The 11,977-nt window shown below is 52.2% G+C and carries 11 protein-coding genes; 1 reads left to right on the forward strand and 10 read right to left on the reverse strand.

What is annotated here, in order from left to right; translation table 11 throughout:
* From skp to rpsB, 10 genes are all read right to left on the reverse strand, one after another.
* A complete protein-coding gene (skp, locus tag AB8818_RS13120) occupies nt 1-495 on the reverse strand; it encodes a molecular chaperone Skp (protein ID WP_014882635.1) in 495 nt (164 codons plus the stop codon).
* 122 nt (nt 496-617) lie between these two features.
* A complete protein-coding gene (bamA, locus tag AB8818_RS13125; RefSeq protein ID WP_116343999.1) occupies nt 618-3,050 on the reverse strand; it encodes an outer membrane protein assembly factor BamA in 2,433 nt (810 codons plus the stop codon).
* A gap of 31 nt (nt 3,051-3,081) precedes the next feature.
* Nucleotides 3,082-4,434 (reverse strand): sigma E protease regulator RseP, encoded by a 1,353-nt coding sequence (gene rseP, locus AB8818_RS13130; protein ID WP_061099167.1) that lies wholly within the window; start codon nt 4,432-4,434, stop codon nt 3,082-3,084.
* An 11-nt stretch (nt 4,435-4,445) separates the two neighbouring features.
* Entirely contained in the window at nt 4,446-5,303 is an 858-nt protein-coding gene (gene cdsA, locus AB8818_RS13135; RefSeq protein WP_116343998.1) for a phosphatidate cytidylyltransferase, read from the reverse strand.
* A gap of 12 nt (nt 5,304-5,315) precedes the next feature.
* Nucleotides 5,316-6,074, reverse strand: a complete 759-nt coding sequence (gene ispU / locus AB8818_RS13140; protein WP_028015581.1) for a (2E,6E)-farnesyl-diphosphate-specific ditrans,polycis-undecaprenyl-diphosphate synthase — start codon at nt 6,072-6,074, stop codon at nt 5,316-5,318.
* Between the two features lie 186 nt (nt 6,075-6,260).
* Nucleotides 6,261-7,460, reverse strand: a complete 1,200-nt coding sequence (gene ispC / locus AB8818_RS13145) for a 1-deoxy-D-xylulose-5-phosphate reductoisomerase (protein ID WP_192982042.1) — start codon at nt 7,458-7,460, stop codon at nt 6,261-6,263.
* A gap of 95 nt (nt 7,461-7,555) precedes the next feature.
* On the reverse strand, nt 7,556-8,113 hold the full coding sequence (gene frr / locus AB8818_RS13150; RefSeq protein ID WP_003856180.1) for a ribosome recycling factor: 558 nt from the start codon (nt 8,111-8,113) through the stop codon (nt 7,556-7,558).
* Nucleotides 8,114-8,280: 167 nt separating this feature from the next.
* Nucleotides 8,281-9,006: a UMP kinase gene (pyrH, locus tag AB8818_RS13155; RefSeq protein ID WP_008501910.1), complete on the reverse strand. Its 726-nt coding sequence runs from the start codon at nt 9,004-9,006 to the stop codon at nt 8,281-8,283.
* Between the two features lie 150 nt (nt 9,007-9,156).
* Nucleotides 9,157-10,008, reverse strand: coding sequence for a translation elongation factor Ts (gene tsf / locus AB8818_RS13160; protein ID WP_028015579.1), 852 nt, complete (start codon nt 10,006-10,008; stop codon nt 9,157-9,159).
* A gap of 117 nt (nt 10,009-10,125) precedes the next feature.
* Entirely contained in the window at nt 10,126-10,851 is a 726-nt protein-coding gene (gene rpsB / locus AB8818_RS13165) for a 30S ribosomal protein S2 (protein ID WP_003856207.1), read from the reverse strand.
* Nucleotides 10,852-11,173: 322 nt separating this feature from the next.
* On the opposite strand from rpsB, the gene map reads away from it, so the two are divergent.
* Nucleotides 11,174-11,968, forward strand: a complete 795-nt coding sequence (map, locus tag AB8818_RS13170) for a type I methionyl aminopeptidase (protein ID WP_028015578.1) — start codon at nt 11,174-11,176, stop codon at nt 11,966-11,968.
* Nucleotides 11,969-11,977 lie beyond the last annotated feature (9 nt).

An 11,977-nucleotide genomic window follows, 5' to 3' on the forward strand; every position in this document is an offset into this window, starting at 1 on the left:
TTATTTAACCTGTTTCAGAACATCAGCGGTGATGTCTTTAACATCGCTGCTGTTGAAAGCAACGGCGTTCGCATCAACAACCAGATCGATGCTCTGATCGGCAGCAACTGCTTTAACAGCAGTCTGAATGCGAGTCACCAGCTTGCCACGCTCTTCGTTAGAACGACGCTGACGATCCTGCTCGAAAGCCTGCGCTTTCTGGGAGAAGGTCTGGCGCTGAGCCATAACGTCTTTTTCCAGTTTGCTGCGATCGCTTGCTTTCATGGTAGAACCATCACGCTGCAGACGCTGCATTTTGGACTGAAGATCGCCTTCCATACGCTGCAGTTCGCTCGCACGGCCTTTGAATTCGTTTTCCAGCGTCGCAGAAACACCCGTTTTCTGTGCAACCTGCTGGAACAAATTACCCATGTTGACGATTGCGATTTTGTCTGCTGCCTGAGCAGAAGTTGCCATCGCTAAACCGAGACCTGCAGCTAATAACCACTTTTTCACAATTAACTCCTTACCATCCCATTGGCACCAGAAGGTACCGTTCTTTGCGTGGCAAGGCGACCGTTTGACCGATCGCCGGTTGTCAGCGCTACACTGCCAACGCATTCCATTGCAGCGGATTATTACCAGGTTTTACCAATGTTAAACTGGAATTGCTCCGCTTTGTCTCCATCGTATTTCTTAAACGGCTGGGCGTAGGAGAAGACCAACGGCCCCAGCGGTGACATCCATTGTAATGCGATACCGGCAGACATGCGAATATTGCTCGGATCGCTGTAGTCTGGAACGCCAGCCAGACGCATCTGCTCAGTATTCTGCCAGTTGGTATCCCACACCGTACCCGCATCCCAGAAGAAGGACGTACGTACGGAGTTCGCGTATTTATCACTGATAAATGGCGTTGGGGTGATGAACTCCAGGCTGGCCACGGCCATGGCGTTACCGCCGACTGCATCATCAGAGCTACAGACATTTTTATTACCTGATGCATCTGTAGCTGATTTGTCACAGTTATCTTTATCGTTCCCGCCGTAATAAACCGCTTTCGGACCAATGTTGTTGGACTGGAAGCCACGCACGGTGCTGGAACCACCCGCGTAGAAGTTCTCGTAGAACGGCAGCTCTTTACTGCCGATACCGTCACCATAGCCCCAACGGGTACGACCCAGAACCACCCACTTGTGATCGTCATCAATCGGGAAGTAGGACGCGGTATCCAGCGTCACCTTGTAGAACTCGTTATCGGAACCAGGAATGGTCACCTTACCGTTCAGGTTGACGCGAGAGCCTTCCGTTGGGAAGTAACCACGGTCAAGACGGTTGTAAGTCCAGCCGTAGTTGAAGGTGAAGTCATCTGCAGCAAAACCGTTGTCATCGCTGGATGTGCTTGCAGACTGGCCGATAGAGTCCAGATAACGCCACATCGCCACCTGCGGCTGCATGTTGGACAGGTCGTTATGCACGTAACCTAAGCCCGCTCGCAGGGTGTTGTATTCGTTAACAGGGAAGCCAAGCGTTCCGTCCACACCGTAACTTTTGTTGGTGTAGGAAGACAGATCGGCATCATCCGCTTTAAAGTCGTTATAGAAGATACGACCGCCCAGGCTCACACCGTCAACGGTGAAGTATGGGTTAGTAACGGAGAACTCAGAGTAGGTCTGGTAGTCGTTTTTGGTACCATTAATACCAACAGAGTAACCCGTACCCAGCCAGTTATCCTGCTGGACGCCCACCTGGAAACTCACGCCGCTTTCCGTGCCGTAGCCCACGCCGAAGTTAAAGCTACCGGTGTTACGCTCTTTCACTTTATAAACGACATCAACCTGATCCGGGCTGCCCGGTACACGCTGAGTTTCAGTGTCTACGGTTTCAAAATAGCCCAGACGGTTCAGACGCTCTTTACCCTGGTCGACCAGGTCGCTGCCAAGCCACGCACCTTCCATCTGGCGCATTTCGCGGCGCAGAACGGAGTCTTTGGAGGTGTCGTTACCGACGAAGCGGATCTTACGCACGTAGAAACGGTTGCCCGCATCAACGTTAACGTGCAGCTTAACGGTTTTATCCGCGTCGTTGATTTCCGGCTGAGTCTGTACGCGCGGATAGGCGTAACCATAGCGGCCGAGCAGCTTCTTAATGCTGTCTTCCATTTTGGTGACTTTGGAGCCGCTATACAGATCGCCTGGCTGAATTTTGGTCAGCGATTCGATCTCAGCAGAATGCCCCGCCAGGTTACCACTCACTTCAACACCGGAAAGCTTGTACTGATCGCCTTCAGTGATGTTAACCGTAATGTAGATACCTTTCTTGTCCGGAGTCAGACTGACCTGAGTCGAGTCGATGTTGAAGCGGGCATAACCGCGATCCAGATAGTAGCTGCGCAGGGTCTCAAGGTCGCCCGCCAGTTTCTGCTTCTGGTATTTACGATCGCCAACTACGTTCCACCACGGCACTTCATCGCGCAGCTGGAAGGTCGAGATCAGTTCGTCGGTGCTGAACGCGTGGTTACCCACAATGTTGATCTGCTGGATCTTCGCAGAAACACCTTCCTGGAAGACCAGTTTCAGGTCAACACGGTTACGTGGGAGCGGAGTGACAACCGCTTTCACGCTGGCGCTGTATTTACCGACGCTGTAGTAGAAGTCTTCCAGACCTTTTTCAATGTCTGAAAGGGTTGTGCGGTCCAGAGATTCACCCACACGAACACCCGATGCTTCAAGGTTTTGCTTGAGCATGTCATCTTTCACCGACTTGTTACCGGAGAAAGTGATACTGGCGATTGTTGGACGTTCTTTTACCTGTACCAGCAGCGTATCACCATCGCGCAGGACGCGGACGTCCTCAAAGTTGCCGGTGGCAAACAGAGCACGGATGGTGTTACTGATATCATCATCATTAACCGTATCGCCGGGGCGCACAGGCATACTGAGGAGGGCCGCACCAACGGCGACACGCTGAAGGCCTTCGAAATGAATGTCTTTCACTACGAACCCGTCAGCACCGTATACGGTGGCGCTGCTAAACAGCAGCGACGCTATGAGCAACTTTTTCATCGCCATCGTTATTATGCGTTCTTCCTAACTAACTCTCTTACAACCGAGAGAAATCATTGAAAAGTGCAAGCCCCATTAACAGCACCAGCAAAATCGAGCCAATGCGATAACTAAAGTCTTGAACTCGCTCGGATACCGGTCCGCCTTTTAGCTTTTCAATCGCTAAAAACAGCAGATGACCCCCGTCTAAAACGGGAAGCGGGAACAGGTTGATAATCCCAAGGTTCACGCTAATAAGCGCGAGGAACATGAGATAGTAAATCACCCCGAACTCCGCTGACATCCCAGCCCCCTGAGCAATCGAGATTGGCCCACTGAGGTTGTTCAGTTTCACATCACCGGTTATCAATTTCCCCAACATGTTGACCGTCAGCTTCATCAGTTGCCATGTTTTATCCGTGGCTTCAAGAATGGCGCTGAACGGCCCATACTGGCGTATTGTCTTGTACTCATCTGGCAGCGGGATCACTTTTGGCACAACACCTGCAAACCCTTCTGCCTTTTTGCCGACCGACTTCGTATCCGGGATCAGCGTCAGCGAAAGCGGACTACCTTGCCTTTCAACTTCCAGCGCGAGGGACGTCCCCGGATTATCGCGCACCAGAGTAACAAAGGTCATCCACTCTGTTAATGGTTGACCATCGACTTTAACGATCCTGTCGCCAGCTTGCAAACCCGCTTTGCTCGCTGCCGAGTTTGCCTGTACTTCGGCTAATACCGGCTCAATCTGCGCGCCGCGGGGACGAATGCCCAGCGCAGCGACGGGATCCTCTTTGTCTGGCTCGAAACGCCAGTGGCGTAAATCCAGTACTTTGTCCTGACGCGCGTCTGACCCAAACGGCGATACGCTGATGGTTGTCTGCGGATCGCCAATTTTGGCTACCAGCTGCAGTCGCACGGCATCCCAATCAGGGGTTTCGATGCCATCAATCGCTTTAAGTTCCATCCCGGACGTAATTTGCGCACTCGCCGCGATGGAGTCAGGGGCAATCTCCCCCACTACCGGACGCACGCCAGGGACGCCGATGATAAACACCAGCCAGTAAGCGAAAATCGCAAAGATGAAGTTGGCTACCGGTCCGGCAGCAATGATGGCGGCGCGTTGTCCAACGGTTTTGTTGTTAAACGCACTGTGTCGCAGTTCAGGAGCGACAGGCTCAACGCGTTCGTCGAGCATTTTGACGTAGCCGCCAAGCGGGATAAGGGCGATGACAAATTCCGTGCCGTGACGGTCGGTGCGCGTCCAGAGTGATTTGCCAAAACCAATGGAGAATCGCTCTACCCGCACACCACAACGGCGAGCAACCCAGAAATGGCCAAATTCATGCACGGTAATCAGTACACCCAGTGCAACAATGAACGCCGCCAGATTCCAGAGAATGCTCAGCATAAAACCTTCCGTTAAATCGTCCCGAATACCAGTAAAAGCAGGCAAGCAAATACTGGAACAGCCGCTGTCAGGCTGTCAATGCGATCCAGTATACCGCCATGCCCTGGAATAAGATGTCCGCTGTCCTTAATCCCTGCTTCACGCTTAAACATACTTTCGGTTAAATCACCGAGCACTGAGGCAAGTGCAGCAAAAATCGAGCACACCAGCAGTATTGACGGTGCTACGGCCAGATCTGCCCAGACGCCATAGCCCCAGGAGATGATCGCTGCCGTAAACAAGCCGCCGATGAAGCCTTGCCAGGTTTTACCCGGAGAAACTTTTGGTGCCAGCTTATGTTTGCCAAACAGTTTACCAAACATATAGGCCCCGGAGTCAGCCCCCCAGACGAGAATCATCACATAAAGCAGCCAGATCGCACCGCTGTAATGGTTTTCGTCATAGTGCCAGGCTCGCAGCGCGACCATGCCCCAGAAAAACGGAACAATGGTGAGCAAACCAAAAATCAGTCGCAGCACTTTTGAATGACGCCATAATGCCGCGGAGCCTGGATAAAAAAGAACCAGCAACAGCGCGGCAACCCACCAGGCCAACGATATCCACAAGGAGCCGGCAACCAGCGGTTGATGAATATCATGGTGATATTCAGGCAACGTAAACAGCATTATGGCCAGGATAAAGCCACAGAGTACCGCAAGCCATACTCGCTGGCTGCGCGAGGTAAAGCCGCTAAACTGTCCCCATTCCCACGCGGCGAGCATGCACACCACCAGCGTAACAATGGCGAATCCCACCGGGGGCAGTAAAAACAGCGCCGCAATGACAATGGGTATTAAAACAAAAGCGGAAATCAGGCGATACTTCAGCAAAAGCTACCCCCATCAGGCTTTGTCGCCACCTGGCTCGGTGCCGCCGAAACGACGCTCTCGATTGGCAAAGGCATGCAGCGCACCTTCAAAGTCTTGTTCATCAAAATCGGGCCAAAGAACATCCGTAAAGTAAAGTTCAGCATAGGCAATTTGCCATATCAAAAAGTTACTTATGCGATGTTCCCCCCCTGTCCTAATTACCAAATCCACAGGTGCCAGTTCATTCATGCAGATTTGCTTGCTCAGCGCCTCTTCATCAATCTGGTCGGGTCTCAACAGCCCTTCCTGAACCTGTTCGGCCAGATGCCGAACGCCCTGGATAATATCCCAGCGTCCACCGTAATTCGCCGCAACGTTGAGCGTCAGACCGGTATTATTTTCAGTCAGCGCTTCTGCTTTACGAATCCGCTCCTGCAAACGTGAGTTAAAACGACTGGTATCGCCAATGATGCGCAGGCGAACGTTGTGGCGGTGCAGGCTTTTTACTTCGCTGTCTAGCGCCCACACAAACAATTCCATCAACGCAGTCACTTCCTGCGGAGGTCGATTCCAGTTTTCACTGCTAAAAGCATAGAGCGTTAACGCATCAATGCCGTTATTAGCGGCAAAAGAAACGGCACGGCGAACAGATTTCGCTCCCGCTTTATGCCCAAAGGCTCGTATTTTCCCTTGTCTTTTCGCCCAGCGCCCGTTGCCATCCATGATGATTGCTACATGACGGCAGCCATGAGCTGGCAAGTTTTCGCTTATTGGTTGATTCGCAGACAACATAACGCGTTTTTTGTCCCTGAAAAGGATTTAACGGTACTCAGGAATACTTAAGCCTGTACATAAAAAAGCCGTGTCAAACCACGGCTTACCTGACCACATAAAGTCAAATTCCTGCGATCAGGTGGCGCAGACTATATCACTGAAGCCCAACGCTAACAAATAGCACGACCACTAGTGCTTGCTTTATCACCAGCTTGCAAGACGTGTCACCTGTTTACGCGCAATATCACGAGCAGCTGTATCCACCGCCAGCACCTCTTCCACGCTTTGTGGCTCGCGCAAATCCATCATCTCCAGTACCGATAAATTTAACGTCGCGATATCGGTAAAACGGATCTGCTGATTCAGAAATGCGTCAACGGTAATTTCATTGGCTGCATTCAGTGCCGTCGTCGCCGCCTGCCCCTGGTCAAAGGCGTTCATTGCAAGCTTCAGACAAGGATAACGATCGTAGTCTGGTTCACTGAATGTCAGGGAACTGAGCTTACAGAAATCAAGCGGCTTAACGCCGGATTTCACCCGGTTTGGCCACGCCATTGAATGGGCAATAGGCGTACGCATATCCGGCTCGCCGAGCTGTGCCAGCACGCTGCCATCGTGATAGCGCACCATCGAGTGAATCACCGACTGCGGGTGGATCAGTACTTCCATCTGCTTCGCTGACGCATTAAACAGCCAGCGCGCTTCAATGTATTCCAGACCTTTGTTCATCATGGTGGCTGAGTCAACGGAGATTTTACGCCCCATTGACCAGTTCGGATGACGGCATGCCTGGTCCGGCGTCATTGCGCGCAGTTCAGACAGTGGCGTTTCACGGAACGGGCCACCAGACCCGGTAAGCAGAATCGACACGACGCCATTCTGCTCCAGGTCAGCGTACCCCAGGTTCTGTTGAAAAGGTTGCGGTAAACTCTGAAAAATGGCGTTGTGCTCGCTGTCAACCGGCAAAAGGCGCGCCCCACGCTGTTTTACCGCGTCCATAAACAGGCGGCCGCAGGTAACAAGCGACTCTTTATTGGCGAGCAAAACGTCTTTACCGGCATCGATCGCAGCAAGTGTCGGCAGCAGCCCGGCCGCTCCGACGATGGCCGCCATAACCTGGTCAACTTCATCCAGCGCAGCCATCTCGCAGGCCGCCTGCTGGCCGCTCAGCACCTCGGTTCGGCTGCCCTTTTCCCGCAGCTGGGCTTTCAGCAGACGCGCGCTCTCTTCGTCATCCATCACCGCGTAGCGGGGCATAAACTCCAGGCACTGCTCGACCATACTCTGCACATTCTTACCGGCCACCAGCGCTGTCACGGTGTAAAGTTCAGGATTATGGCGGACGACGTCGAGAGTACTGCAACCGATGGAGCCGGTTGAGCCGAGGAGTGTTAAATGCTTCATGAGATGCCCGAAAAAAGTTAGATCAGATAAAAGCAAAACGCCGCCAGCAAGACCCGAAGTCCCTCTGAACGGCGTTTATCAGTGTACGACAGAAATCAGAACTGCATCAGTTCCGCTTCTTTTTCTGCCAGCGCCGCATCAATTTTCTTGATGGCAGCGTCGGTCATTTTCTGAATGTCGTCCTGAGAACGACGATCGTCATCTTCGCTGATCTCTTTTTCTTTCAGCAGTGCTTTCACTTTATCGTTCGCATCACGGCGCACGTTACGCACGGAAACACGACCCTGCTCTGCTTCACCGCGAACCACTTTGATCAGGTCTTTACGACGTTCTTCCGTCAGCGGAGGCAGCGGAACGCGAATGTCAGCGCCCGCAGAACTTGGGTTCAGACCCAGGTCAGAGGCCATGATCGCTTTCTCAACGGCCGGGCTCATAGAGCGATCGAAGACGTTGATTTTCAGCGTACGGGTATCTTCAACCGTCACGCTCGCCAGCTGGCGCAGAGGCGTTGGCGTACCGTAGTATTCTACGATGATGCCATCCAGCAGGCTTGGGGAAGCACGGCCAGTACGGATTTTGCTGATTTGGTTTTTGAACGCTTCTACGCATTTGTCCATGCGTACTTCAGCATCTTTTCTGATGTCGTTAATCACGTTACGAATCCTTGAAAACTTGTCTCAGGCAGACTATCCGCCAGCACAGCGCTACAGGTGTGCTAAGTATAGTCGCGTTTAATTCATGACAACGCCAAAGGCGCGTCCAGGTAAGATACCACTACAAAGTAAAGCGGAATCTTACCTGTATTTATCGTCAACGGAAATTATTCCGTGATCAAAGTGCCTTCTTTTTCGCCCATGACCACGCGACGCAGTGCGCCAGGTTTGTTCATGTTGAAGACACGAATTGGCAATTTGTGGTCGCGAGCCAGCGTGAAGGCGGCAAGATCCATCACTTTCAGCTCTTTATCCAGCACTTCGCTGTAGCTCAGCTGATCGTACATGGTGGCAGAAGGATCTTTTGCCGGGTCGGCAGTAAACACGCCATCGACTTTGGTCGCTTTCAGTACCACATCAGCTTCGATCTCGATACCGCGCAGGCAGGCAGCGGAATCGGTCGTAAAGAACGGGTTACCCGTACCGGCGGAGAGGATCACCACGCGGTTGTTGCGCAGCAGGCTGATGGCCTCTGCCCAGCTGTAATTATCGCATACGCCATTCAGTGGAATCGCGGACATCAGGCGGGCGTTCACATAAGCGCGATGGAGCGCGTCACGCATTGCCAGGCCATTCATCACGGTTGCCAGCATACCCATGTGGTCGCCCACAACGCGGTTCATCCCCGCTTTCGCCAGACCAGCACCACGGAAAAGGTTGCCACCGCCAATGACCACGCCAACCTGGATACCCAGTTCGACCAGTTCTTTGATTTCCTGTGCCATGCGATCAAGGATGCTTGCGTCAATACCGAAGCCTTCCGATCCCTGCAGCGCTTCGCCACTCAGCTTAAGCAGAATGCGTTTGTACACGGGTTTTGCATTGGTAGCCATGTTTCTTTCCTGAGACTGTCAACGATTAAGATGGGAGTTAATTCTGGCGACATAATATGCCGCAAATCAGTACAGCGATACTGGAGCCTGTCTGATTTCCTGTGACGGGTGACAAAAAGAAGCCGCCCTCAGGCGGCTCCTTTTCAATCATTAAGACTGCTTGGACATTGCAGCAACTTCTGCTGCGAAGTCAGTCTCAACTTTCTCGATGCCTTCGCCCACTTCGAAGCGGATGAAGCCAGTTACGTCAGCGTTGTGCTCTTTCAGCAGCTGAGCAACAGACTTGCTTGGATCCATAACGAAAGGCTGGCCAGTCAGAGAAACTTCGCCGGTGAATTTCTTCATGCGGCCTTCAACCATTTTCTCTGCGATTTCTTTTGGCTTACCAGACTGCATCGCGATGTCCAGCTGAACCTGGTACTCTTTCTCAACCACTTCAGCAGACACGTCTTCTGGCTTAACGAATTCTGGTTTGCTTGCAGCGATGTGCATAGCCAGCTGTTTAACCAGCTCTTCGTCAGCGCCTTTAGCCGCAACCAGAACACCGATACGTGCGCCGTGCTGGTAAGAACCCAGTACTTCGCCTTCCAGGGAAGATACGCGACGGATGTTGATGTTCTCACCGATTTTAGCAACCAGCGCAACACGTTCTTCTTCGAACTGTGCTTTCAGAACTTCAACGTCAGTGATTTTGCCAGCAACAGCTGCGTCCAGAACTTTGTTCGCAAATGCCTGGAAACCGCCATCTTTAGCAACGAAGTCAGTCTGGCAGTTAACTTCCAGAATGATGCCGTAGGTGCCGTCGATTTTAGTGATGATCACGCCGTCAGCAGCAACGTTGCCTGCTTTCTTAGCTGCTTTGATCGCACCGGATTTACGCATGTTTTCGATTGCCAGCTCGATGTCGCCGTTCGCTTCAGTCAGCGCTTTTTTGCAATCCATCATGCCTGCGCCAGTACGCTCGCGCAGCTCTTTTACCAGGGATGCGGTAATTTCAGCCATTCTTAAATCCTCGGGAGATGTGAACTGCCCGGCCGGAGGCCAAACAGTGTAAATTGAAAAAAGGGGCCGATAATGGGCCCCTATTCATACACGGTACTAATAAGGGGTAAAACCTTATTATTCAGCTTCTACGAAGCTTTCTTCCGCCTGAGAAGCCAGATCCTGGGAACGGCCTTCACGAACGGTAGCAGCTACAGCGCTCAGGTACAGGCTAACAGCACGGATTGCGTCGTCGTTACCCGGGATAACGAAGTCAACACCGTCCGGATCGGAGTTGGTATCAACGATAGCGAATACCGGGATACCCAGGTTGTTAGCTTCTTTGATAGCGATGTGCTCGTGGTCTGCATCGATTACGAACAGCGCGTCTGGCAGGCCGCCCATATCTTTGATACCGCCCAGGCTGTTTTCCAGCTTGTCCAGTTCACGAGTGCGCATCAGCGCTTCTTTCTTAGTCAGCTTGTCGAAAGTACCGTCCTGAGACTGGGTTTCCAGATCTTTCAGGCGCTTGATGGACTGACGAACAGTTTTCCAGTTGGTCAGCATGCCGCCCAACCAGCGATGGTTCACGAAGAACTGGTCGCAGCTGTTAGCAGCATCTTTCACAGCTTCGCTTGCAGCGCGCTTAGTACCAACGAACAGAATCTTACCTTTACGGGAAGAGATCTTGTTCAGCTCAGCCAGGGCTTCGTTGAACATTGGTACAGTTTTCTCAAGGTTGATGATGTGAACTTTGTTACGCGCGCCGAAGATGAAAGGCTTCATTTTCGGGTTCCAGTAACGGGTCTGGTGACCGAAGTGAACACCAGCCTTGAGCATGTCGCGCATGGAAACAGTTGCCATGTTTTAAAACCTCTATATTGAAAGTTGGGGTTATGCCTCCACGTATCCCATATTACCGACCCCGAAGGGCACCCCGGAATATGTGCCGATACGTGTGTGTTGTTACACAAAGTGAGATTTGTCGCTTCCGTCCAGCCTGTGTATCTGAGATGGATCGGAAGTCCGGCGCGCTTTATACCACAAAACACGACCAGAAACCAACAGTTGTTGGCGGAGTGTGCTGTTAATGATTCTCAATTTGGCACGGAGCGTGCCTGACTGATACCATTGACGACACTTAGACTAGTATTGTCGAAAAAATCGACACCGATGGACAGATTACATGGCTATCTCTATTAAGACACCTGAAGAAATTGAAAAGATGCGCGTCGCCGGTCGTCTGGCCGCGGAAGTGCTGGAAATGATCGAGCCGTTCGTGAAGCCGGGCGTCAGCACCGGCGAACTGGATCGCATCTGTAATGACTATATCGTTAACGAGCAGCACGCGGTTTCCGCCTGCCTCGGCTACCACGGTTTCCCGAAATCCGTCTGCATCTCTATTAATGAAGTGGTTTGCCACGGTATTCCTGACGACGAAAAACTGCTGAAAGATGGCGACATCGTTAACATCGACGTGACCGTCATTAAAGACGAGTACCACGGTGACACCTCAAAAATGTTCATCGTTGGCAAACCAACGATTCTGGGCGAGCGTCTGTGCAAAGTGACGCAAGAGAGCCTTTACCTGGCGTTGAAAATGGTTAAACCGGGTATTCGCCTGCGCACCCTCGGTGCCGCAATTCAGAAATTTGTGGAAGCGGAAGGTTTCTCCGTGGTGCGCGAGTACTGCGGTCACGGCATTGGCCGCGTCTTCCATGAAGAACCGCAGGTTCTGCACTATGATGCCGATGACGGCGGCGTGGTGCTGCAAAAAGGGATGACCTTCACCATCGAGCCGATGGTCAACGCCGGTGACTACCGCATTCGCACCATGAAAGACGGCTGGACGGTGAAAACCAAAGACAGAAGCTTGTCTGCCCAGTACGAGCATACTATTGTGGTAACGGACAACGGCTGCGAAATTATGACGTTGCGCAAGGATGACACCATCCCGGCGATACTGACGAACATTGAGTGATAAGAAGCC

This window comes from Enterobacter sp. KB-280D8 (assembly GCF_041399405.1).
Classification (GTDB): domain Bacteria; phylum Pseudomonadota; class Gammaproteobacteria; order Enterobacterales; family Enterobacteriaceae; genus Enterobacter; species Enterobacter cloacae_N.

Coding starts and splice junctions, on each gene's coding strand:
- bamA (WP_116343999.1), bottom strand. CDS start 3,050: ATGGCGATGAAAAAGTTGCTCATAGCGTCGCTGCTGTTTAGCAGCGCC.
- rseP (WP_061099167.1), bottom strand. CDS start 4,434: ATGCTGAGCATTCTCTGGAATCTGGCGGCGTTCATTGTTGCACTGGGT.
- ispU (WP_028015581.1), bottom strand. CDS start 6,074: ATGTTGTCTGCGAATCAACCAATAAGCGAAAACTTGCCAGCTCATGGC.
- ispC (WP_192982042.1), bottom strand. CDS start 7,460: ATGAAGCATTTAACACTCCTCGGCTCAACCGGCTCCATCGGTTGCAGT.
- pyrH (WP_008501910.1), bottom strand. CDS start 9,006: ATGGCTACCAATGCAAAACCCGTGTACAAACGCATTCTGCTTAAGCTG.
- tsf (WP_028015579.1), bottom strand. CDS start 10,008: ATGGCTGAAATTACCGCATCCCTGGTAAAAGAGCTGCGCGAGCGTACT.
- rpsB (WP_003856207.1), bottom strand. CDS start 10,851: ATGGCAACTGTTTCCATGCGCGACATGCTCAAGGCTGGTGTTCACTTC.
- map (WP_028015578.1), top strand. CDS start 11,174: ATGGCTATCTCTATTAAGACACCTGAAGAAATTGAAAAGATGCGCGTC.